Genomic DNA, 22,107 nt, shown 5'->3' with positions numbered 1-22,107 from the left:
GGGGGCCCTCAGCCCCGGGTGACCGCGCCTTGGGTCGCTTCCCCTTCCAGGGCGGGTTCGGTCCTTGCCGCAGCGGCCTTCTTCGCGCGGTGCTTGAGCATCAGCATCGAGCCGATACCGAACAGCACGGCGAGGACCAACCCCAGCCAGGAGAAGCGCTTGAGCCAGGCCTCGGCCACCACGCCCACGTAGTAGATGACGGCGGTCGTGCCGCCGGCCCACAAGATGCCCCCCAGGACGTTCGCGGTGAGGAACTTCCAGTACGGCATCTTGAGGACCCCGGCCAACGGGCCGGCGAAGATGCGCAGCAGGGCGACGAAGCGACCGAAGAAGACGGCCCACATGCCCCACTTCTCGAAGGAGCGCTCGGCCACGGCGATGTTGGCTTCACCGAAGTGCCGGGGGAACCGTCGACCCAGTCGATCGAGCAGCGGTTTGCCACCGCGGCGTCCGATCGCATAGCCGATGGAGTCACCCACGATCGCACCGACGGTCGCGCAGGTTCCCAGCACCAGCGGGTCGATGTCGCCGTGCTGGGAGGCCAGGAGCGCGGAGCTGACCAGGATGATCTCGCCGGGCAGCGGGATGCCGAGGCTCTCCAGTGCGATGACCAGTCCCACGAGCGCGTAGATGCTGACCGCGGGTACGGTCTCAAGCCATTCCTGCACGTGCACCGGCGCTGCCTCCTGCTGCTCCCCTTGGGCGGATATCGCCCTCTTGCGCCCAGTGGCGCACCGGCGGGAAGCCTACCGGGTCGTTCCGGCGCCGACACAGGGCAGGAACGACCGGTGGCGTGCAGCCGTCAAGGAGCGGCGCCGGCCCATGCACCGGACACTTCCCGCACCGGGTCGTCCGGCAGTCGTTGCCGTAGCGCCGGCGGCGCCCTCAGCCGTGCGGGCGGAGCGTCCAGATGACGGTCATCTCACCCGTGACGGCCTCGTCCTCGCGCTGGATCAGCACGGTCACGGGGAACTCGGGGCGACCACCGGCATCGAGCTCGGCTACCACCTCGTCGACCGGGCGGCCGAGGGTGGCGGTGGCGGTGACCACTCCCTTGGCCACCTTCTTGTAGACGATTTCGGCCTTGACCGCGAGCGGGACCGCGCGCTGGAGCTGGGAGCCGAACGCCTCAAGGACGATCGCTCCGCTGGCGGACTCCGCGAGGGTGAACATCGCGCCAGCATGGGGGCCCTGGATGTGGTTGTGGTACGCGGGCTGGTCGGGCAGCCGGACGACGGCCCGTTCCGGGGTGGTCTCCAGGAACTCCAGGTTCAAGGTGGCGGCCATGGGAACCGTGGCGGCGAGGAGTTCGCCGGTCGTCATCTCAGCACTCATGGGCACGATGTTACCCGCGGGTAGCGACTGTGGCCAGACCCTCACCGACACCAGGCCGGCCCCCCGCCGCCGACGCCCTCTATCGTTGTCCGCCATGGGGCCAGGAGAGCAACCGCCCGAGGGCGAGCAGAACCCACCAGAACCGGGGCGAGCCCCTCGCCTCCAGCAACCTCGGCGCGACCAGCCAGAACCCTGGCCGCAGCGACCCGCCCACCCCGTGGCGCACAACCCGTACCACCAACCGGAACACGGGCAGCCCAACCCCTACCGACAGCCGGCGGCGGTCGAGCAACCGCCCGCCTACGCGTACCCACCTACCGGCCAGGGGCAGCCCAACCCGTACCGACAACCGCTCCCGCCCCACTGGCCCGGTCCACCACCGCCGACAGCCGTCGCCGGGCCCCCGCAGCGCCGCGCCGGACTCTCCACCGCCACGGTCGCCGTGCTCGCGCTCACCGCCGTACTCCTCGTCGCCGCGGCCACCGCAGCCGTAGTCCTCACTCATCGTGGCGACGAAGGCGGCAGTCGAGCCGGGTCCTCCCCCACGTTCCGGGCCACCGGGCCAGCCGCCGCCCCCACCACGAACCCGCGCGGCGGCCCCGACACCTCGCTACGCCCCTCCGTGACCGGCTGGAAGGTGGTGGTGAACCCGAAGTACGGCACCGCCTTCGACGTTCCGCCTGGCTGGAAGGTCTTCGGCTCGGGCACCTCCTGGGGCATCGAGGAGGAAGGCGGGGGGCGCCCCGTGGTCAGCATGTCCGGACCGGCGGCACTTGAGGAGAAGTGGTGCGTGGTGGACGCCGACGAGAACGGCTACGAGGAGAGCCACAGCCTCGCCGCAGCCGGCACCAAGGGCGGCATGGGCGCCAAGAGCACCGCCGAAGCGGCCCGCAGCGAAGCGGGCAACTGGGCCTGGGCGCCGTACGCGCAGCGCGCGCCGAAGGGCACCGTCAGGACCAGTTCCGCCGTGCCGTACAGCACGGCATCCGGCCTGACCGGCCACCTGGCGACGGCCACCGCCACCGGGGTGCGCAAGGACCACCGGTGCGCGACCGACGGCAAGGCCTTCGCCTTCAGCTTCAAGAACGCCGAGGGAGACTTCGTCAGCTGGGTGCTCCACGCCCCCAAGGACGTACCCGCCGAACTGCCCGACAGCACCATCCAGAAGGTCCTGACCACCGTGCGGCTGACGACCGTCCCGTAGCCCGAGACCACCGGGTAGTCCCCGCCGTCCCCGCTCTGCGGACCACCCGATATTGGTTTGGCATTTAGGGCAGGGCCGGCGATAGTCCACGGGTGAACTGGCTCCCTCCCACCGCCGCCCGGGGCCTGCCGCACTGGGCCGGACGCAACTACTCGCTGCTGACGGCCTCGGCGATCATCACCAACCTGGGGAGTCACGGCGCCCTGATCGCCGCTGCCTTCGCCGTGCTCCAGCACGGCGGTGACGGTGGCGACGTCGGTCTGGTGGCAGCCGCACGCACCTTGCCGCTCGTGCTCTTCCTGCTGATCGGCGGCGCCCTCGCGGACCGCTTCCCACGCCACCGCGTGATGGTGGCCGCGAACGCCCTCAACTGCCTGTCCCAAGCGGCCTTCGCCGCACTCGTGCTCACCGGTCAACCACAGCTGTGGCAGATGATGCTCCTGACGGCCCTGTGCGGCACGGGCACGGCGTTCTTCAACCCGGCCGCGGAGGGAATGCTGCTCGCCACCGTCTCCGGTGAGCACGCGAACCGGGCTTTCGCCCTCTTCCGGCTGGCCGTCAACGGCGCCGGCATAGGTGGCGCCGCCCTCGGGGGCGCGATGATCGCCGCCGTGGGCCCGGGTTGGGTACTCGCCGTGGACGCCGCGGCCTTCGCCGCGGCCGGGGCCCTGCGCGCCTTCCTACGCGTCGGGCCCGCTGCCGAGCGTCCTCCCGGCGAAGGCCTGCTCGCCGATCTACGCGAGGGCTGGCGCGAAGTCATCGGCCGCCCCTGGCTGTGGAGCATCATCCTGCAGTTCTCCGTCGTCGTCGCCGTGGTCGGCGCCGCCGAGGCCGTGTACGGGCCGCTCGTCGCCCAGGAGCACTTCGGCGGCGCCCGCCCCTGGGGCCTGGCGCTCGCGGCCTTCGGCGCCGGCACCATCTGCGGAGCCCTGCTGATGATGAGGTGGAAGCCCCGACGGCTGCTGCTCGTGGGCACCCTCTGCGTGTTCCCCCTGGCGCTTCCCTCCGCTGCACTGGCCGTCCCCCTGCCGGCCTGGGGGCTCAGCCTCGTGATGTTCCTCAGTGGTACCGCCATCGAGGTGTTCGGCGTTTCCTGGATGGCGAGCTTGCATCAGGAAATCCCGGAGGAGAAGTTCTCCCGGGTGGCCGCCTATGACTGGTGCGGCTCCGTGTCGATGCTGCCCCTGGCCACCGCTCTGGCCGGACCCGCGGAATCGCTGGTCGGCCGCTCCAACGCGCTGTGGGGTTGCGCGACACTGGTCGTACTCGTCACCGGGGCGGTCCTGTTCGTACCCGACGTACGCACCATCAGCCGGCGCACCCCGGAACCAGTAGCCACGGGCGAGGCCACGGCGCCCACGGAAGGAGCCACTGGCACCACCGCACCTGCGGCGTCCGCCGCGCCGACGGTCACCCCAGGCTGAACGCCCCACCCGGGGGCTGCGGAGACGCGACCGCGCGGCCGTCCGGGACCGGCTGCGCACCGCCGATGAAGCGCTCCAGCGCTCCGTCCCGCTCGACTCGGGCCGGAAAGACGTCCGCCGCGCACGCCCGGGCGAGCCGGTCGAGGTCGAACGGGCGGTCCGCGGCGACCAGAACGGCGTTGCCGAAGCGGCGACCGCGCAGCACCGACGGCTCCGCGATCAACGCGAGGTGCGTGAAGACGGTAGCCAGGTTGGCCAGCTGGGAACGGAGGAAGTCAAAGGGTGCGCCGTCGGCGAGGTTGGCGGCATAGACCCCGCCGGGGCGCAGGTGGCGTCGCACGGCCTCGGCGTACTCCACGGTGGCCAACTGGGCGGGCACCCGGGAGCCGCTGAAGACGTCGGCGATCACCACATCGGCCGTGGCGCCGGGCGCCTGCTCCAGCCAGGCACGCGCTTCCCCGTGGCACACGGTGATCCCGCAGTCCGCAGCCAGCGGCAGGTACTCGGCGACCAGCTCGATCAAGGCCCCGTCCGCCTCGACCACCTGCTGGCGAGACCCGGGACGGAGCGCTGCGCAGTAGCGCGCGAGCGTGAGGCCACCACCGCCCAGGTGGGTGAGGGCGAGTGCGCCCTGTCCGGGAACCGCGCACTGCACTACGTGGGCAAGCCGGCGGGCGTACTCGAACTCCAGGTGCTCGGGGTCGTCCAGGTCCACGTAGGACTGTGGGGCCCCGTCGACCGTGAGCAGCCAGGCCCGCGGCCGGTCCACATCGGGCATCAACTTGGCGGTGCCCCAGTCCACGTCCCGGATCACGGGTATCGGCTCGTTCACCGCACCATTGTGGGGCCTACGGCTGTTCGGTGAGCCCCCGCTGCCGTGTACCCGTCCGGCCGCTCCACACCTGGGCCACCTCTTCGACGTGCGCCGCGGCCTGGGCCCGGCCCGCCTCCGCAGCCGCGGCCCGTCGCGCGGGATCGAGCATGTTGGGGCCGAATGCCTTGCGCGCACCGGCATCAGGGGTGATCAACAGCACCCGGGCACCAGCAGAGCGCAGGCGCTCTGCTTGCGTGCGGGCCGACTGCACGGGGCCGGCACCGGCAGCGACCGGAGCCAAGATGATCACCGCTCGGTAACCGGCGGCGAGGTCGGCGTTGGCCGAAGAACGGACGCCGCCGTCGATCCAACGCCGGTCCCCGATGGTGACCGGGGGCCAGACACCAGGGACCGCGCAGCTGGCTCCGACGGCATCGAGGAGGGGAACTCCGCTGTCCCGGTCGAAGGCACGGAAGGCGCCGGTGGCCGCGTCGACCGCGGTCACCAGGAGCCGGCGCGCCGGCCATTCATGCGAGACCAGGCGCTGCGCCAACACCTGGCGGCGGTCAGCCTCAGCGCCGGTTTCCGCGGACAGGGCCACGGCCCCCATGCGCGCCCCGTAGGCCTGTGGATCACGGTCACGGAGCATCCCCCAGGCGAAGCGTACGAGCACGCCCGCGCCGATGCGCGCCGCGTCCTCCCCACCCGGATCCGCAAGCTGACGCTCGTAGAGCGCATCGAGCCCCAGCAACCCCGAGGTCAGCTGTGCGCCGACCACGGACCCGGCCGAAGTGCCGACCACCAAGTCGGCACCGGAGAGATCAGCCCCGCTCTCGGCCAGCCCGTGCAGCATCCCGCACTCCCAGCCGATGCCGGTGAGCCCGCCCCCGCCGAGCACCAGTGCGGTCTCGCCCATCGCCCTCGCCTCCCTCGCGCGCGTGGTGGTGACGGCAGTCTGACCCAGCGCGGGGCACCTCACCATTCGAGGTCGGCCGAACGGGGTCACTGGCCGGCGCGAACGGCCCTCCCGAAAGCGCCGGTGGGCCCGGGAGCGGACCCGCTTGACCAGCCTCGGATCACGTCGGGACTGCGGCGATCAAAGACCCGGTGGGCTAGCCTGCCCGAATGCCCGACATCGCCACCACGACAGCCGCCGCTCCGCTCGTGCCAGAGCACGCGGGGCACGGCGCGCCGAGAGCCAGGCTCCTGGTCTCCCCGCGGATGCGACTTGCCCTGCTCGCGCTGCTGCTGGCGACCGCGATCGTGTGCGTGGTGCTCTACGAACCCCAGCGTCTGCTCGCGCAGGGCTGGCCGCTCCGCACGGGTGGGGGCCTTGCCGTGGCGCTGTTCGGCCTGGCGTACGGCGTGTGCACCTCGGCGTTCGTTCCCCGTCCCCTGCTGAACCTGGCCGCAGGCGCCCTCTTCGGCTCCGCGTTGGGGCTGGCGGCGGCGATTGCCGGAACCGTGCTCGGCGCGGGCATCGCCTTCGGGCTGGGACGGTTGTTGGGGCAGGAGGCCCTGCGCCCGCTGCTGCGCGGTCGCCTGCTGGAAGGCATTGACGGGCAACTCAGCCGGCACGGCTTCCGCTCCACCCTGGCCGCCCGTCTGGTGCCCGGAATCCCGTTCGCCGCGGCGAACTACTGCGCGGCGGTCTCCAGGATGGGCTGGTTCCCCTTCCTGTTGGCCACTGCTTTGGGGGCGATCCCGAACACGGCTGCGTACGTGATCGCCGGCAGCCTGGCCGCCGCTCCGACTTCCCCGGTGTTCCTCGCCTCGGCTGGCTTCATAGCCGTGACCGCGGTGGCGGGCGCCGTGGTGGGGTGGCGCAAACGGCACCGTCTCGGCGGGAGCGCATGAGGCCGGTCCCCCGTGCCGCGCGGGCCCACGCGGCACCCCCGCTGAGGAGGCCCCGCCCGAGGCTTGCCCACAGCGAGCCGAAACCCTGCGTCCGGCGCTGCGTGCCGGGCTCAGGCCGCGTCCTGTCCCGCTTCCGGTGGGGTCCGGCCCGGTTCGTCGTGCGGCACACCGGCTCCGTCCTCAAGGCGTTCGAGCGGCTGCGTGGCGGGCCCTTGGAGCAGCGAACCGTCAATGTCGAAGCGCGAGCCGTGGCAGGGGCACTCCCAGGTGCGCTCGGCGTCGTTGAAGCCCACCAGGCAGCCCCGGTGGGGACAGCGCGCCGATACCACGTGGACCGCTTCCTGCTCGTCGCGGTGAACGGCGCACGGCTGGCCGTCCAACCGCACCACGGCCCCACTGCCCTTCGGTAGCTGGGCGACCTCGGCCAGCGAGTGCACTCGTTCCAGCCCGCGGCGATCTCCGAGGTAGTGACCTGCCACCGCCCGTTGGGTCCGCAGGACGTCGGGGACCTCGCGGGGCGGCAGTACCCGCCGCGGGTCGAACAGCTCGGTCCAGTCCGGACGCGGGCCGCCACCTATGTGGGCGGCCAGCAGCCGTCCGGCCATCACCCCGTTGGTCAACGGCCAGCCACCGAAGCCGGTTGCCACGTAGACATGCTGCGTACCGGGGTGGAGATGGCCCACATAGGGCAGTCGGTCGCCCGAGTCGACGTCCTGCGTGGCCCACCGTCGCAACCTTCCGGTGTCCGCGAGATCGGGAAAGCGGCGCACCGCCCAGTCCTCCAGCCGGTCGAACCGCTCGGCCACCCCGCCCGCGCCGGGCGGGAAGGCTTCTCCCGTGACGATGAGCAACCGCTGCCCCGCACGGTAGGGGGCGGTGCGCAACGAGCAGCCGCTGCTCTCGACCGCCCCGTAGACGCCCTTCGGGTCTCCGTGCGCGGGAATGGGCCCGGCCACCACGAGTTCCCGGCGCGCCCGTAGCCGCATGGTGAGCGTGGCCGGCCCGAAGAGCGGGAACTGGGTGGCGATGACGGCCTCGCGGGCGTGGACCGCGTGACCGCCGGCGGTCCCGAGTCTGATGCGGGCGCCCTCGTGCAGGCCGGTGACCCGGGTCTGCTCGTAGATGCGTCCACCGAGCCCGATGAAGGCCTTGGCGAGCCCCTGGAGGAAGAGCACCGGGTGGAACTGGTACTGCCCGGCCAACCGCACGGCGCCGGCCGTCGGGAAGGGCAGGGCGGTCTGGGCCACCAGGCGGGCGTCCAGGCCCGCCCTGCGGGCGGCTGCCGCTTCGGCCTCAAGGTCCTGGGCGAGCTGCTCCCGCTGCGCGTAGCTGTAGGCGGGGAGCCGCTCAAGCTGGCAGTCGATGGCCAGTTCCGCACAGAGCTCGACCACCCGGCCCAGCGCATCCTGCTGTGCGGCTGCGTAGCGGCGCGCACTGAGTTCGCCGCGAGTGCGGACGATCCGGGAGTAGGTGAGGCCTTGCAGGGTGCAGAGCACGCCGGTGGTGAACCCGCTCGTCCCACCGGCGGTGCGCCCTGCCTCCAGCAAGATGACCTCACGGCCCGCACGGGCCAGCTCGAAGGCGGTGCACAGTCCCGCGACGCCTGCGCCCAGGACGACCACGTCCACTGAGAGATCACGGTCCAGCGGCGCGTGCGGGGGCGGGTCGGCGGTATCGAGCCAGAAGGACCGGGAGTCCGCGCGCGTGCTGGGTGCCCGCCTTGGTCCGTTCATGCCGTCACACCGCCTTCGGAGTACCGCACGGCCGTTGTTGTCTTCCTACCCCGAGTGCCGCGGCCGGTACCGGAAGGATCAGGTGCGGCTTCACCGTGCCAGCAGCCGGGGCGAGCCCGCCGCCGGGTCGGTCACCGCAGGCCAGCGGGCACGGCGGTGTGTGAAGCTTCAGAATCTCTCGAACGGGTAAATCGGCCTCAGGGGACTCAGAAGGAGCCTCATGTCAGCCATCACCCACTCCGACCGACAGCAGGCGGACCAGGGCCGGGAGAGCGGCGACGTGGTAACCGCCTCGTGGGCGCAGCGCCCGGCCACCCTGGCGGACCTGCCGGAGATCCCGGACCCGACCTCCGTACCCACGGCGGACGCTCGGACCTTGTCGACGGTGCTCTTCGGCCGCCTTCGCGTCCTGGAAGAGGGCACGACCGAGCATGCCTACGTGCGCAACACCCTGGTGGAGCTCAATCTGAGCCTCGTACGGTACGCAGCCGCACGGTTCCGTAACCGCGCGGAACCGATGGAGGACATCGTCCAGGTCGGCACCCTGGGCCTGATCAAGGCGATCAATCGCTTCGAGCTCGATCGCGGCGTGGAGTTCGTCTCCTTCGCCATGCCGACGGTGGTCGGCGAGATCAAACGGTACTTCCGGGACTCCAGCTGGGCCGTGCGGGTGCCACGGCGGCTTCAGGAGCTCCGTATCGACCTGGCGAAGTGCTCCGACGCCCTGGAACAGGTGCTGGGGCGCACGCCCACCCAGCGGGAGCTCGCGGACCGTCTCGGCATCAGCGTGGCGGAGGTCGCTGAAGGCCAGCGGGCGGCGAACGGCTACGTGGCCCGATCGCTGGACATCACTGCCGGCGAGGACGAGGAGGGGCTGGGTTCGGTGATGCGTCGCCTCGGGGCGGTCGACGACGCCTTCGAGACCATCGAGTGCCTGCAGTCGTTGAGGCCGCTCCTGGCCCGTCTGCCCGAGCGGGACCGGGCCATCCTCTCCTTGCGCTTCGGGGAGGAGCTGACTCAGTCCGAGATCGGCGCCCGTCTGGGAATCTCACAGATGCACGTCTCCCGGCTGCTGACCCGGATCCTCGCCTCGCTGCGCAGCGGCCTACTGACGGACGAGCCGCCGGACGAGCAGGGCGGCGGGCCCGAGTCCACCGACGGCCGGGCCCCGGCGCGCTGACCCACCGGGGCCCGAGCGACTCAGTGGGCCTGGGTCCTACTCCCCGGCGGGGCCTTGGCCGGCAGTGGAGCCATCTCCAGCCAGACCGTCTTGCCCGATCCCTGGGGCAGCACCCCCCACTCGCGGGCCAGCCTGCTCATCACGATCAGTCCGTGCCCGCCCGGCAGATGGGCGGCACCACTCGGCCTGGGGCGGGGCGGCGCAGGACTGGGGTCGCTGACCTCGATCCGCAGGCTTCCGTCGGGGCCCGCGGGGTAGCGCAGGGCGAGTTCCGTCGGGCCTCCGGCGTGCAGGCACGCGTTGGTCACCACTTCCGACACGAGCAGCAGGACGTCCTCGACGAGTGCGGCCCGGTCGTCCGGAGCCGCGAACAGGTCCTCGTCGAAGTCGACGAGGCCGTCGAGCAGGTCGATCCCCTCCTCGGCGACGTGCGGTTCACGCCCACCGCTTCGCAGACCGAGGGCTGCCCCCGCGCCCAGGGTTTTGGTGCCCGCGTCCTGGTGCGCGGGAACCGGCGGCCAGTCCCAGTCGGACAGCGCCTCACGGCAGAAATCGCGGCATTTGCCGACCACTCCACCGGTTCCGTACAGAGCCAGTCGCCGGGTCTGCCCCGGCGGCTGCACTGCCTCGCTCATGTGCCGCTCCCGCAGACTTTCAGGGCCGACCGGTTTCCGCAAACGCCTCGTCCAGGCCTGCGTGCACCGTGAATACGGCCTTTGCCCCCGTCAGATCGAGCATCCGGGACACTGCGGGTCGCAGTGCCGCCAGTTCCAGCCGGCTGTCCGCCTCCTGCGCGGCCAGCCTGCCCTGCAACAGCACGTTCAATCCGGTGGAGTCGCAAAACCCCAGCCCGGCGCAGTCCACCAGAACCCGCTCGGTACCGAGGGCCAGCGCCTCGTCCAGGGCAGCTCGCAGTCGGTCGGCGCTGTCGTGGTCCAGTTCTCCGGAGAGTGCGATCACGGCCGACCGCACAGCCCTGCTGACGTGCGCGGTGAACCTCTCACCGCCCGTCGTCTGCCTTCCGTACCCATCCGGTTGCATCCGGTACTCCGGTTTCCCTTCACGCAGGCTTCGAAACTCTGTGGCGAATGTACGTTCTACGGAGGCCCACAGTCGCAGCGGTCAGCCGCGGCGCCGCCTCCAGAGGCGGCCGAGCAGCGGCACCGCCGCGACGAAGACCGCCGTCCAGACAATAGCGAAGACCCAGATGAGGACCGGACCTCGGGACAGGCCCGCGGCCACGAGCAGCACCAGGGTCCCCACGGTCAGCAGACCGAGCAGCAGGGTTTCCCCGGGCGCGCCCAGGCGCCGGCGCATCGTCCTCAGACTGAAGTCCAGGCCCCGGTCGGCTCTGAGTTCCGATTCGATCTCCGAGAGCATCCGTTGCTCGTGGTCGGAGAGCCCGGGTCCATCCATCACCAGCGCCTCCCGTTCGCATACGTCACATGTGACGGTTCGCGTAATGCATCTCGACGAGGCGAATAAAGGCCACGTCGTCCTCGTGCCGACCCCGCTCGAAATCCGGCGAATCCTGCACCGTCTCGCGGTCGCACGAGAGGTACACGCACGCGTGTGCCGTATCTACACTGGACACCAACCCGGCCGGCAGCACCACCCGTCGGCCCAGGATCCAGCGAACCGGTCTCCACCACGAGCGAGGACCGACCCACATCCTCGGGGTGAGGATCAAGCCTGCCCACGGGCCGGTCCGTCGCGACCACCTCGAAGCCGACCAGGTCCGAGCCGTGCCTGGACGTCCGGTCGAACTTCCAGATCCGTCCTCCCACGGCGACCTCCTCGCACGGCTCCCGCACACCTGGCACGTACGAGACGCGATGGCCTCTCTTCCATCCTGCGGCTACCCGGAGATTCCGGCGTCATTCGGGACGCTACGCTGCACCAAGACCCCGATCACTCCCGTCTTCTCCTGGATGGCTTGCCACTTCATGTCTTGGTTCGAATCGTTGATCCTCGGCCTCGTCCAAGGACTCACGGAGTTCCTCCCGATTTCCTCCAGCGCCCACCTGCGGCTGACCGCTGCGTTCGCGGGCTGGCAGGACCCGGGTGCAGCCTTCACGGCCATCACCCAGATCGGCACCGAGGCGGCCGTCCTGATCTACTTCCGCAAGGACATCACGCGGATCCTGTCCGCCTGGTTCCGCTCGCTGCGCGACAAGCACATGCGTTCGGACCACGACGCGCAGATGGGCTGGCTGGTCATCGTCGGCTCCATCCCCATCGGTGTGTTGGGACTGACTCTCAAGGACCAGATCGAGGGGCCCTTCCGTGACCTGCGGCTGATCGCCACCACCTTGATCGTGATGGGCATCGTGTTGGGCATCGCCGACCGGCTAGCCGCCCGCGACGAAGTCGGCGGCAAACACCGGGTGGTCCGCGAACGCAAGACCCTCCGGGACCTCGGTGTCCGCGACGGTCTCATCTTCGGCTTCTGCCAGGCCATGGCATTGATCCCCGGAGTCTCCCGCTCCGGCGCCACCATCAGCGGTGGCCTGCTGATGGGCTACACCCGTGAGGCCGCGGCACGTTACTCCTTCCTGCTCGCCATTCCCGCGGTGCTGGCATCCGGCGGCTACGAACTCAAGCACGCGACCGAAGGCGGTGCCATCTACTGGGGTCCGACCATCTTCGCCACGGTCGTCGCCTTCGCCTCCGGCTACGCGGTCATCGCCTGGTTCATGAAGTTCATCACCACGAAGTCCTTCATGCCCTTCGTGATCTACCGGATCCTGCTGGGGCTCGCGCTGTACCTCCTGGTGGGCGCCGACGTGATCAGCCCGCACGCGGGCGAATCCGGCGGCTGACAGGGCCGCCGCACGGGGTCGCGATCTAGCATTTCCGTGCACCTGAACGCAGCATCGAGCCATGATCATCTCCCACTGTTCTCCCAGTCGTCTCCCACCGGGGAGGCGGGATGCGCCCTCTCAGGGCGTGTGCGTCCGCAAAGTTGGGGATGACGCAGAAGGGCCCGCACAGCTGTGGCGGGCCCTTCTGCATGGCGGCCGGCCCGGGCCAGTCCAGGCTGAGGCTCGCCAGCAGGCCCCGGGCACGGCCGGCGAGCGCCTTCTCCGGGTCCGGGCAGATGGTGGCAAGTGCCACTGCGCCGTCACGATGACGTCGCTCAGCTCCTTCTCGACGAGCCGCCAGCGCGGACGGTGAGGAAGTCGAGGGTGTAGCGGTCGGGGTTGCCGTAGCCGGCCAGGCCCATGGGCTTGCCGGAGCTGGTCCAGTTGCCGAGTCGGAGGTGTTCGGCGACGGTCTCGTAGAACCAGCCCAGCGACTGGCTGAACGGGAACTGGCGCAGGACCTTCAGTCCGTCGGCGGCACCGTGGGCGAGGGCGGCGGAGACGCCGTCGCCGGAGCCGTCGACCACCAGGACGGCGGCCTCGTCGAAGCCGCTGGAGTGGAGGGCGGAGGCGGCGCGCGAGGTAGTGCTCGACCACGGTGACCTACCGGGGCCGGTGGTGGCCGAACAGGGCGGGGTCGAGGAGTTCGGCGATCACCTCGGCGTCCGTGCAGATGTCGCTCGGCGTAGGCTAGGCCGGGTTGAAAGGCGATGGCGATCTCGTCAACGTCGGCCAGGGTGATGCCGGCCCCGGACAGGCAGTAGGCCGCGGCCACCGCGTAGGAGCGGGAGTCCTTGTGGTGCTTGCGGCGGGAGAAGCGCTCCTCCCCGGCGAAGGCGACCACGCCATCACCGGAATGACGGCGGGTTTCGACGCCAAGAAGATAAGTACGGCGGAGGTCGACGCCGGCCGCGGCATGCAGGCCGACCAGAAGGTTTGCCAGCCCCTCGCCAGCCTCATCGGCGGGTTCACGCGCCTCCCCGCAGTGAGCACGGTCCACCGCTCCCTCAAGCCCGGCGAGGCGAAAAACGCGACCGTCGGCTCCATGTGGCTCGCCTCCCACTCGCAGGACGACGCCTCCCGGGTCGTGAAGGAACTCCGCGCAGCCGTCGCTGCATGCCCGAAGGGCTTCAAGACCCTCGGCCTCGCGTACGGCAAGGTCGAGAGCCTCCCGGCTCCGAAGCTCGGCGACGAGGCCGTCTGCTACCGGATCACCGGCGACATCGGCAAGCAGAAGTTGCCGATGACATACACCGTCGTCCGCAGCGGGGGCGTGATCGCCGTGTTCTACGGAGTGAACATGCTCGACCCGAAGCAGGCGGCGATCCCGGAGCCCGTGATCAAGGCCCAACTGGAGAAGATCGCGGCCACGACGGGCTGACGCCGTCGCCCGGAAACGGAGAAAGGGGCCTTCCCCGGTGCATCCGCACCGCGGACAGCCCCTCTGTCCATCCCTGTTCAGGCAGCCTTGAAGGCTCGGTCGATCTCCGCACCGGTGCCTGCGACGACCACGGGGCAGCCGTCCGTCAGGGCATCCGGCAGCAGCTGCCGGAGCGCTTCACGCGGCACCAGGACTGGCCCTCCCGGAGCGACGAGCACGGCGTCAAGACGTCGTAGCAGGACGGCCAGGAGGTCCGTGACCCCGCCACCTCCGAAGCGGTTGAAGGTGATGCCGGTCGGGGGGTTGAAGTACACGTCCGCCTCCTCGCCGTCCGCCGTCCTCACCGACAGGAAGTCCGCCTCTCGCGCCACCGCGAAGGGGCCGAGGACCTCGTGCGCGACGCCCATGTCCAACGGGGCCGTCTCACCGCTTTCGAACCGCATCACGAAGATGTCAGCACTCACGCGCTTCTCCAGACGAAGGAACACAGGGCCGGCGCTCCCGAGGATCCGGAGGCGCCGGCGCACCGGCTTGACGGTCAGCCGACGTTCCCCGACTCCGCCGGGAACTCCGGCGGCCAGGGCCCGTCGTACAACGATTCCCGCTCACCCATCAGGGCGTACTCCGCCTCCCGCCAGTTCGGATTACTGGCGACGACGAAACTTTCGCCGTCCGGATCCAGGATCCAGGTGTAGGAGGCCTCCGTCGCCGGAATACCATGCCGTTCGCTGAGCACGGCGAAGTCGGCGGCGGTCGCCCGCCGGATGTGGAGTCCGTTCCGGTAGAGAGGCTTGAGGAACATCAGTTCCACATGCCCGATGGAAACCTCGACCCGCGTCGTGGTCCCGTCCACCAGTGTGGCCTCACTGGCCAGGAAGAGCTGCCGGTGCGAAGGGAGGAAACCGGTGACTCTGAAGAGCCGTCCCTCCCGGATGAGATCTGTCATGTCCACTATCTTCTTCCCACTAGTCCACCGGCGTTCCGTTGGCGTACGTCAACCGCGTCGGGTACACCCGCTCGAACACCTTCTTGCCGTCCGCGTCGAGCACCGGGGAGGCCCCTCTTCTCCTCCTCGCGTCTTCTGTCAGGAGCGGTTGAGATACTCCTCAAGAGCCGGGCCGGTCATGGCGACGACGGTGGCACCTTCCTCCGCTTCCGCGGGAAGGTGCACACGGTCCTCCTCCGTACGGAGAACCACCGGCCGGTCCGACGGCGTCACACTCGCCCCGAGGCGCTCCATGGGCCCCGTGGCGGTCTCCACGGTCACGGCGGTCACTCAGTGCGGGAGGTAGTCCAACGGCAGCCGAGCGGGCTCGTGGCGAGGCGGGATGCGATCATCACGCCCCGTTCCCGGGTACCGTGCGGAGGCCGCGGGAAGGTCACCGAACAACCTGCCCTCTCGAACTGCTCGGCCGTGACCTCGCACCGCGCTCCGCGCCGCTTCTATGAGGATGAACACCGGCTCTGCCGGTGCGCACGCGGTCTGATCGACGGCATCCGCCACTGAAACCCCCGCGAAGGCACGGGCGGAGTCGGGAAGTCGGCTGTCGGCGTTTTCGCCGGGAGCAGCCGCCCGAGCGTCAGCCAAGCCCTCCACTGCGGGAAGCTGACGACAGTTGTCGGTGCGGGATCGTACGCTTTACCAATGCCTTCCCCCTCCCGGTCTCACGGAAGGCTTCGCCCTGCTGCTGCACGGATCAATGCGGCCATCCGCCGGCTCATGGCGGAGCCCGACACCCCCGGCCGCGCGGCGGAGTACCAACGACTCCTGGTCGAGTGGGAGAGAGCGACCCGGGCCGACTTGGTCAAGGCCGCGTGACGCACGAGCGACCAGGGTCTTCCGGCGGGGCGCTCGCAGCATCAGCATGGGATGCCGCGACCACACGCCGTTGTGGTGTGTGTACTGAGGTCAGCGCAGGCCGTCGGAGTCGTCGTGCTCTTCTCCGACCGGGAGTGGCTGACGATCAACCCCCGGGTCCTCGCTGTAGATGACTGCGGAGACCGCGCTGTCGTAGGCATCGCTGAGGCCGTTGCCGCTTGTGCCGAGCATGTTCTCCCAGTCAAATCCCATGCCTACGAGCCTAGCTGCACCGCTCGAGAATCTTGGCGATGTGGGGGTTGCCTCTCATCTACCCGGGCGAACATTGCAGCTTCCGCTTCAAGGGCGAAGCGCCCCTCAGTCAGCGCTCGCCCGTATGAGAGCGGCGTAGAACTGGCCATTCCGCACCTCAGCCGGGTCAACCACCGCGGGCCGTCGCCGTGCCGCATCTGTCAGCCTCGCTTCCCCCAGCTCGCCGGACTCCTCGCCGGCCATCCCCAGTGCATCTCCTGCGTCCCGAAGGGGAACGTTCGGAGGGGGGACTCGAGGTACTCACAGGCCGCGGCGGTGGACCTGCACATACCGCGACATGAAGGTTCCGGACATTAAAGGACGCCCAGGCACCGAAGTCCGCCTGGCGCCGTTGCGGCATCACGCGCCGCGCCCAGACCCATCACACCCCTCCGGCAGCAACCGTCCAGGGGCTCCAGGCCACCGAGCTCGATCCCTCCAGGGACTATGGCGACGGCCAGCGCGGTCGCGGTCTGATGCCGGGCCCGTGGCCGCGAGTTCAGCCAGAGGCATCCGGTGGTGGAAAGCCGAGACGGTGAACGCCTACGACCGGGAATGGAGCCCGGCTGCCCGCAACAGCGCGTTATGCGCCTGAGCCTGCGACCTCCCCGGCCGCCCTGTTGTGGATATCACGCATCCGGACATCGAGAGCGGCCTGGCCCTCCGTTCTGATCCACGACCCGACCCTGCGCGACGGGCACCACGCGGTCGGCCACCAGCTCGACGTCGACCAGCTCCGCGCCTACGCCACCGCCACGAACGCGGCCCGGGTGCCGGTTGTGGAAGTCGGCCACGGCAACGGCCTGGGCGCCTCCAGTCTCCAGATCGGCCGCGCCCTCCTCGACGACGCCACGATGCTCACCACCGTCCGCGAGGCCCTCACCTCCTCGAAGATGGGCGTCTTCATGGCCCCCGGCTGGGGCACCTCCCAGGACCTGACGGCCGCCGTCCACCTCGGCGCCGACGTCGTACGCATCGCCGCGCACTGCACCGAGGCCGACGTCACCGAACGCCACCTCGGAACCGCCCGCTCCCTCAGCGCCGAAGCCCAGGGCGTCCTGCTCATGAGCCACATGGCCAGCCCCGAGCGCCTCGCCGAGCAGTGCGCCCTGATGGTGAAGTACGGCGCGCAAGCCGTCGGCATCATGGACTCCGCCGGCCGCTACCTCCCCGGAGACGTGATCGAGCGGGTCCACGCCATCACCGAGGCCGTGGACGTCCCGGTCATCTTCCACGGCCACAACAACCTGGGTCTGGCCGTGGCGAACTCGCTGGCCGCCGTGGAGGCGGGGGCATCCGTCATCGACGCGACCGCCCGCGGGTTCGGTACCGGAGCGGGCAACACTCAGCTCGAAGCCCTCGTGGCCGTGCTCGACCGGCGCGGCTTCGACACCGGGATCGGCCTGCGCGAGGTCCTGTCCGCCGCCGATGTCGCCGCCGACCACCTGATGAAGGCCCCGCCGTCCATCGACTCCATCGCGGTCGCCGGCGGGCTGGCGGGGGTGTTCTCCGGGTTCAAGCGCCCCGTCCTGGAAGCCGCCCGCGCCGAAGGCGTCAACGCCATCGACCTGTTCCTCGCCCTCGGCCAGCGGCAGATCGTCGCCGGGCAGGAAGACCTGATCGGTGATGTCGCCCGGCAGCTCAAGGCGGGCTCTCGATGACCCGGGCCGCCGTGGTGGCCGCGGTCGGCGCAGCCCTCCCCGCATCCGTCGTCTCCAACGCGGACCTGACCGCACGCCTGGATACCACCGACGAGTGGATCCGCTCGCGGACCGGCATCACCCGCAGGCACGTCGCCGGTCGGGAGCAGTCCACCGCCGACCTCGCCGTGCGGGCCGCAGCCCAGGCCCTGACCAGCGGCGAACCGGAGCACGTGGACGCCCTGGTCCTCGCCACGACTACCCCTGACCGCTGCTGCCCGGCCATCGCGCCCGCCGTCGCCACCCGCCTCGGGCTCACCGGCATCCCCGCCTTCGACCTCGCAGCCGGCTGCACCGGCTTCCTCTACGCCCTGGCCACCGGCGCCGGACTCATCGCCGCCGGAACCGCGCGCACGGTCCTGGTCATCGGGGCGGACCGTCTGGCCAGCCTCCCCCACCCCGACGACCGCACCACCGTCCCCCTGTTCGGCGATGGCGCTGGCGCCCTGCTACTCCGCCATGGCACCGCAGGCGAGCCGGGGGCGCTCGGTCCGGTCGTGCTGGGAAGCGACGGCACCGGCGCGGACCTGATCCGCGCCGACCACCCCGGCGTCCTCCACATGGACGGAGCCGACGTCTTCCGTCACGCCGTCGACCGCATGGCCGCCGCCTCCCGGCAGGCCGCCGCCGTTGCCGGCTGGGGCCTCGGCGACGTCGACCGGCTGGTCCCGCACCAGGCCAACCACCGCATCACCTCCTTCGTCGCCCGCCAGCTCGGCGTCCCCGAGGACCGACAGCTCGGCAATGTGGCCGAGGTCGGCAACACCGGCGCGGCTTCCATCCCCCTGCTGTTGGACCGGGCCCGCGCCGACGGCCGCCTGGAGGCCGGGCATCGCACCCTGCTTACCGCGTTCGGCGCCGGACTGACCTGGGGCGCCCTCACCCTCACCTGGCCCAACCTCACCCGCACCCGCCGCCTGGAAGGAGCCCCGGCATGACCGGCGACTTCGCCCGCATCCTGACCGACGACCTCAAGCTGCCCGCCGGCCAGCTGACCGACGACGCCAGCCTCGACCATGCCGGCTTCGACTCCCTCGCCGTCGTCGAGCTCTCCGTCCTGCTCGCCGACCGGTACGGCATCGACATCACCGACAGCGACATCAAGGACGCCGCCACCCTCGGGCAGCTCGACCTCCTCATCACCACCAAGCGCAACGGAAGGTAGACCGCCCCATGACCCACACCAGCCGTCGGCCCGGACGGGCCTGGATCATCACCCCCGGCCTGCGCACCGACCGCTTCGAAGCGGCCCGCACCTGCGGCGCCTCGGTCGCCGTCGTCGACATCGAGGACTCCGTCGCCCTGCACGACAAGCAGAGCGCCCGAACCGCCTCCGAAGCCTTCTTCGCCCTCGCCGATCCGCCGTGCACCCTCGGCATCCGCATGAACGGCCTCACCACCCTCGACGGCATCAAGGACCTCGTCGCCCTCGCCGCCTACACCGCCCACCCCGACCTGATCGTGGTCCCCAAGGTGGAAGCGGCCCGCGACGTCGAACTCGTCGCCGCCGCCCTGGACGCCGACGGCTACACCCCCGACATCTGGGCTCTGATCGAAAGTCCCCACGCCTTCGACCACCTGCCCGAGATCATGCGCGCACCCCGCCTCGGCGGCGTCATCTTCGGCTCCGCCGACTACGCCGCCTCCGTCCGCTGCGGCCTGGGCTGGGAAGCCCTCCACTACGCCCGCTCGGCCCTCATCAACGCCGCCACCGCCGCGAATATCCCCGCCATCGACGCCCCCACCTGGGAAATGGACGATCCCGACGCCCTGCGCCGCGACGCCGAACGCGCCAAGGAACTCGGCTTCTACGGCAAGGGCTGCGTGCACCCCCGTCACGTGCAGGTGATCGACGACGTGTTCACCCCCACCGCCCAGGAGATCGCCGAGGCCCGCGCCATCGTCGCGGCCGCCGACGCCAGCGGCGGAACCGTCACCACCGTCGACGGACACATGCGCGGCACCCCCTTCTTCAACCGCGCCCGCGCGCTGGTCGCCGAAGCGGACCAGACCTCATGAGCACCGCGCCGCCCCGCGGATACCGCGCCCTCGACGCCGAGCGGATCCGCGAGAACGTCGGCCTCTCCTACGGCGAGCTCGCCCCCGGCCTGGTCATCGAGCACCGGCCCGGCCGGACCGTCACCGAACTCGACAGCCTCCTCGGCGCCGCCTTGAGCGGCAACGTCGCCCCCATCCACACCGACGCCCACTACAGCAGCCAGACCAAATCCAGTCAGCGCGGTGGTGCCGGCGGCGGCCAGAACACTGCTGGCGGCATGCTCTCGGGCGGCGCACCGGCGGGCCCTGTGGCTGCCGCCGTCCCGCCCCCCGGGGTACAACCGGCCGTCGAGGACGCCGCTACAGCCGAAGTCGCTGCTCATGACGTCGTCGCCGCACCGGATGAACCCGAGCATGTAACGCCCGGATCGCTGCAGCTCACCGACCACCAGGATGCCGTGCAGAGCCCGGCCTCGAAGGGGGGCTTGAGCAGCACAGGCGAGACCTCCACGCTCCCCCAATCGGGCTTCCGGCTGACCGGCGTGCAGAGCCAGCCGCACATCAAGGCGCTGCCCGAGAGCATCATGAACGCGCTGCGGGAGCAGCTGCGAGCAGCCGCGGTCCGCGAGCTGGGCGTGAACGACAGCGCTGCTCGGGAGTTCAGCCGGCGGTTGAGCCAGGGCACGCTGGTGACAGCGTTCCTGCTGGCGCAGCTCGACCTGCGCCTTGATGCCGATCCTGCCACCGAGCGCGCGGTCGAGCTGTTCCGCTCCCGTGACCCGCTGCTGGGCAGCGTGGTGGCACACCTGGCGAACATCGAGGGTGCTGAACGCGAGCGGGACGGGTTGTTGCGCAAGCTACTCGACGAGTTGGGCGAGGTGCGCCAGACCACCGCGGTGATCGAGCAGGCGCTGGCGTACTCCGTCGCCGACCGCACGGAGAACTTCCTGCGGGGCTCGCACAACCTCCACGACGCACCGATCACGCACAAGGAGGCGATCTACTTCCGGGACAAGGCCCGTGAGGCGACCAGGAAGCAGCTGAGGCTTGAACGCGAGCGGGAAGGACGGCCGATCCGATGACCACGGCAAGCAAGGAGAAGCTCTTCCCCGCCCGGCAGCGCTGCAAGACGTGCGGCAAGAGTCTGGGCCTCCGCGCCCAGGACCCGGTGCACCTCGGCCTGTACTGCACCCCGGATCGAGCTGGCCACCTACCCCGAAACCATCGTGCTCACCGGCCTGTTCGCCTCGCCACACTGGCGAGACCATCCTCAACTGCCGGCCGAAGCAGCACAGCGACTCAACATCGCACCCCATCAGCTTCCGCTGCATGAGATGGTCATCGCCACGATCAGGAAGGGGCGGTGATCACTCCCCGCCTGTCAGTGCCGATCGTCATCATGGGAGACATGACCAACCCGAACCTGACCACCGGCAGTATCTGGCGGCTCCACCACGGCGACCAGGAGATTGCCCGGCTGACCGTGACCGGCGCCGATATGCCCTGGACACACGCAAAGGTCGAGACACTTCCTGGTTTTGAAGAGTTTCGCCCCCTCTTCAGTGAGCAAGAGCGGGCTGCCGACGAGGAGGACTGGGAGCGGGCCGACGCCTGCTACACCCAGATCCGCAGTGCGCTCACCCTGACGCTTCCCGACGGCGGCCCGGTCGCCGAGTTCATGCTGCACATCCACGACGACGGCACCGCCGGCTGGCGCTGGCACGACGAGCCCTTCGACGCGGTGAACCCGTGACGACCTGGGTTCGCTGCTTCTGGGACGAGGAAGCCGTCTGGTTCTACTTCGAGCTGGACGCCGATGGCTATGTGATCCGGCAAGTCGAGTTGCAGGAGCCCGGAAGCAAGGCTCTGACCGCTGCCTCGCTGGCCGAGTGGCAAGAGGCCCACAGAGACGGTCGGTCAGCTGAATACGAGAGCGTTTACGGTCTGACCGCGGAACCACCCATCTCCGAGTGGGAAGGGCACGACCCGCAGTCGTTGTCGGCCGATGAGTTCGAGATCGTTTGGTCGACCGCCCGCGGTGAGCTTCAGGATCGTCAGCGGCGCCCCTCTTCCTGAACACGTCCATTACTGCGGCTTCCAACGAGGAAACTGCCATCTTCAATGCGAAACCGGCCGTCAAGCGTCTCGCCAACCTGACAAGGTCCTGCTCACGCGGCATCACCCTCGCCATGATCCATGAGACGCGCCAACCGCACCGCCCACGCGTCTTCGCGACGCCTCGTCGCTGCCCCCCAGCAAGTCGCGGTTGAACCTGTCACCCCGCAGGTCAACGGCCTCGCCCCTGCAAGATCTAATGAGACGGGACAATTCTCATTGCGTCGCGTGCTGAGCAGAGACGTTGGTTCCCACTCGTATACTCGTGCGAGCTCATGGAGGGGGAGGTGGAGACAGTGAGCCTTTTCCATCTTCACTCTGAGCTGGTCAGATGAAGGGTGAGGATGGCCTGGATGAGGCTGGTGATCCGGGTGGTCGAGCACCGCAGTTTG

Annotated in this window: 25 protein-coding genes and 1 pseudogene; 13 read left to right on the top strand and 13 right to left on the bottom strand. The window is 70.1% G+C overall.

Features of this window, described 5'->3' with window-relative positions; translation table 11 throughout:
* Positions 1-8 precede the first annotated feature (8 nt).
* Both ACFYMC_RS20235 and ACFYMC_RS20230 read right to left on the bottom strand, forming a co-directional pair.
* Positions 9-674 carry a DedA family protein gene (locus ACFYMC_RS20235; RefSeq protein WP_388526971.1) on the bottom strand — a complete coding sequence of 222 codons (666 nt, stop codon included), beginning with the start codon at positions 672-674 and terminating at the stop codon, positions 9-11.
* A 211-nt stretch (positions 675-885) separates the two neighbouring features.
* Positions 886-1,323: a DUF4442 domain-containing protein gene (locus tag ACFYMC_RS20230; protein WP_388527136.1), complete on the bottom strand. Its 438-nt coding sequence runs from the start codon at positions 1,321-1,323 to the stop codon at positions 886-888.
* Between the two features lie 229 nt (positions 1,324-1,552).
* On the opposite strand from ACFYMC_RS20230, the gene ACFYMC_RS20225 reads away from it, so the two are divergent.
* Both ACFYMC_RS20225 and ACFYMC_RS20220 read left to right on the top strand, forming a co-directional pair.
* Positions 1,553-2,539 carry a hypothetical protein gene (locus ACFYMC_RS20225; protein ID WP_388526968.1) on the top strand — a complete coding sequence of 329 codons (987 nt, stop codon included), beginning with the start codon at positions 1,553-1,555 and terminating at the stop codon, positions 2,537-2,539.
* Between the two features lie 92 nt (positions 2,540-2,631).
* On the top strand, positions 2,632-3,963 hold the full coding sequence (locus tag ACFYMC_RS20220; RefSeq protein WP_388526965.1) for an MFS transporter: 1,332 nt from the start codon (positions 2,632-2,634) through the stop codon (positions 3,961-3,963).
* Here the strand turns inward: ACFYMC_RS20220 and ACFYMC_RS20215 are convergent.
* Positions 3,950-4,795 (bottom strand): spermidine synthase, encoded by an 846-nt coding sequence (locus ACFYMC_RS20215; RefSeq protein ID WP_388526962.1) that lies wholly within the window; start codon positions 4,793-4,795, stop codon positions 3,950-3,952. The genes ACFYMC_RS20220 and ACFYMC_RS20215 overlap by 14 nt on opposite strands.
* Positions 4,796-4,811: 16 nt before the next feature.
* Complete coding sequence (locus ACFYMC_RS20210) at positions 4,812-5,693, bottom strand: patatin-like phospholipase family protein (RefSeq protein ID WP_388526960.1); 882 nt, start codon at positions 5,691-5,693, stop codon at positions 4,812-4,814.
* 209 nt (positions 5,694-5,902) lie between these two features.
* Here ACFYMC_RS20210 and ACFYMC_RS20205 point away from each other — a divergent pair, with 209 nt between their 5' ends.
* Entirely contained in the window at positions 5,903-6,634 is a 732-nt protein-coding gene (locus tag ACFYMC_RS20205) for a TVP38/TMEM64 family protein (RefSeq protein WP_388526957.1), read from the top strand.
* Positions 6,635-6,744: 110 nt separating this feature from the next.
* Here ACFYMC_RS20205 and ACFYMC_RS20200 read toward each other — a convergent pair whose 3' ends face one another.
* The gene (locus tag ACFYMC_RS20200; protein WP_388526955.1) at positions 6,745-8,367 is read right to left on the bottom strand and encodes an FAD-dependent oxidoreductase; all 1,623 of its coding nucleotides are present in this window, start codon (positions 8,365-8,367) and stop codon (positions 6,745-6,747) included.
* A gap of 220 nt (positions 8,368-8,587) precedes the next feature.
* On the opposite strand from ACFYMC_RS20200, the gene ACFYMC_RS20195 reads away from it, so the two are divergent.
* Complete coding sequence (locus ACFYMC_RS20195; protein ID WP_388526952.1) at positions 8,588-9,547, top strand: SigB/SigF/SigG family RNA polymerase sigma factor; 960 nt, start codon at positions 8,588-8,590, stop codon at positions 9,545-9,547.
* Positions 9,548-9,567: 20 nt separating this feature from the next.
* On the opposite strand, the gene ACFYMC_RS20190 is transcribed toward ACFYMC_RS20195, so the two are convergent.
* From ACFYMC_RS20190 to ACFYMC_RS20180, 3 genes are all read right to left on the bottom strand, one after another.
* Positions 9,568-10,182, bottom strand: a complete 615-nt coding sequence (locus ACFYMC_RS20190) for an ATP-binding protein (RefSeq protein WP_388526949.1) — start codon at positions 10,180-10,182, stop codon at positions 9,568-9,570.
* 19 nt (positions 10,183-10,201) lie between these two features.
* On the bottom strand, positions 10,202-10,588 hold the full coding sequence (locus ACFYMC_RS20185) for an STAS domain-containing protein (RefSeq protein ID WP_388526947.1): 387 nt from the start codon (positions 10,586-10,588) through the stop codon (positions 10,202-10,204).
* An 81-nt stretch (positions 10,589-10,669) separates the two neighbouring features.
* Entirely contained in the window at positions 10,670-10,963 is a 294-nt protein-coding gene (locus ACFYMC_RS20180) for a DUF3040 domain-containing protein (protein ID WP_388527133.1), read from the bottom strand.
* A gap of 530 nt (positions 10,964-11,493) precedes the next feature.
* Between ACFYMC_RS20180 and ACFYMC_RS20175 the strand changes: the two genes are divergently transcribed.
* The gene (locus ACFYMC_RS20175) at positions 11,494-12,369 is read left to right on the top strand and encodes an undecaprenyl-diphosphate phosphatase (protein ID WP_388527130.1); all 876 of its coding nucleotides are present in this window, start codon (positions 11,494-11,496) and stop codon (positions 12,367-12,369) included.
* A 317-nt stretch (positions 12,370-12,686) separates the two neighbouring features.
* Here the strand turns inward: ACFYMC_RS20175 and ACFYMC_RS20170 are convergent.
* Positions 12,687-12,983, bottom strand: a pseudogene (locus ACFYMC_RS20170) (carbamoyltransferase N-terminal domain-containing protein); the annotation flags it as partial.
* A 227-nt stretch (positions 12,984-13,210) separates the two neighbouring features.
* On the opposite strand from ACFYMC_RS20170, the gene ACFYMC_RS20165 reads away from it, so the two are divergent.
* Positions 13,211-13,792: a hypothetical protein gene (locus ACFYMC_RS20165; RefSeq protein WP_388526944.1), complete on the top strand. Its 582-nt coding sequence runs from the start codon at positions 13,211-13,213 to the stop codon at positions 13,790-13,792.
* Positions 13,793-13,869: 77 nt separating this feature from the next.
* Here ACFYMC_RS20165 and ACFYMC_RS20160 read toward each other — a convergent pair whose 3' ends face one another.
* From ACFYMC_RS20160 to ACFYMC_RS20145, 4 genes are all read right to left on the bottom strand, one after another.
* Complete coding sequence (locus ACFYMC_RS20160; RefSeq protein WP_388526942.1) at positions 13,870-14,256, bottom strand: hypothetical protein; 387 nt, start codon at positions 14,254-14,256, stop codon at positions 13,870-13,872.
* 74 nt (positions 14,257-14,330) lie between these two features.
* Positions 14,331-14,738, bottom strand: a complete 408-nt coding sequence (locus ACFYMC_RS20155) for a hypothetical protein (RefSeq protein ID WP_388526939.1) — start codon at positions 14,736-14,738, stop codon at positions 14,331-14,333.
* A gap of 138 nt (positions 14,739-14,876) precedes the next feature.
* The gene (locus ACFYMC_RS20150; protein WP_388526937.1) at positions 14,877-15,059 is read right to left on the bottom strand and encodes a hypothetical protein; all 183 of its coding nucleotides are present in this window, start codon (positions 15,057-15,059) and stop codon (positions 14,877-14,879) included.
* 642 nt (positions 15,060-15,701) lie between these two features.
* A complete protein-coding gene (locus ACFYMC_RS20145; protein ID WP_388526934.1) occupies positions 15,702-15,863 on the bottom strand; it encodes a hypothetical protein in 162 nt (53 codons plus the stop codon).
* Between the two features lie 659 nt (positions 15,864-16,522).
* On the opposite strand from ACFYMC_RS20145, the gene dmpG reads away from it, so the two are divergent.
* From dmpG to ACFYMC_RS20110, 7 genes are all read left to right on the top strand, one after another.
* A complete protein-coding gene (dmpG, locus tag ACFYMC_RS20140) occupies positions 16,523-17,563 on the top strand; it encodes a 4-hydroxy-2-oxovalerate aldolase (protein WP_388526931.1) in 1,041 nt (346 codons plus the stop codon).
* The gene (locus tag ACFYMC_RS20135) at positions 17,560-18,540 is read left to right on the top strand and encodes a beta-ketoacyl-ACP synthase III (RefSeq protein ID WP_388526929.1); all 981 of its coding nucleotides are present in this window, start codon (positions 17,560-17,562) and stop codon (positions 18,538-18,540) included. The genes dmpG and ACFYMC_RS20135 overlap by 4 nt, the downstream gene beginning before the upstream one ends.
* Positions 18,537-18,767 (top strand): acyl carrier protein, encoded by a 231-nt coding sequence (locus ACFYMC_RS20130; protein WP_248013774.1) that lies wholly within the window; start codon positions 18,537-18,539, stop codon positions 18,765-18,767. Before ACFYMC_RS20135 ends, ACFYMC_RS20130 begins: the two co-directional genes overlap by 4 nt.
* 8 nt (positions 18,768-18,775) lie before the next feature.
* Positions 18,776-19,621 carry an HpcH/HpaI aldolase/citrate lyase family protein gene (locus ACFYMC_RS20125; protein ID WP_388526926.1) on the top strand — a complete coding sequence of 282 codons (846 nt, stop codon included), beginning with the start codon at positions 18,776-18,778 and terminating at the stop codon, positions 19,619-19,621.
* Positions 19,618-20,682 (top strand): hypothetical protein, encoded by a 1,065-nt coding sequence (locus tag ACFYMC_RS20120; RefSeq protein WP_388526923.1) that lies wholly within the window; start codon positions 19,618-19,620, stop codon positions 20,680-20,682. Before ACFYMC_RS20125 ends, ACFYMC_RS20120 begins: the two co-directional genes overlap by 4 nt.
* Before the next feature lie 326 nt (positions 20,683-21,008).
* Positions 21,009-21,353 (top strand): hypothetical protein, encoded by a 345-nt coding sequence (locus ACFYMC_RS20115; protein ID WP_388526921.1) that lies wholly within the window; start codon positions 21,009-21,011, stop codon positions 21,351-21,353.
* Positions 21,350-21,676 (top strand): hypothetical protein, encoded by a 327-nt coding sequence (locus ACFYMC_RS20110; RefSeq protein ID WP_388526918.1) that lies wholly within the window; start codon positions 21,350-21,352, stop codon positions 21,674-21,676. Before ACFYMC_RS20115 ends, ACFYMC_RS20110 begins: the two co-directional genes overlap by 4 nt.
* The last annotated feature ends 431 nt before the right edge of the window (positions 21,677-22,107 follow it).

It is taken from the genome of Streptomyces sp. NPDC006879 (genome assembly GCF_042869595.1).
GTDB lineage: Bacteria > Actinomycetota > Actinomycetes > Streptomycetales > Streptomycetaceae > Streptomyces.
Note: the sequence above shows the minus strand (reverse complement) of the source record. Positions and strands in the feature narration are given on the sequence as shown.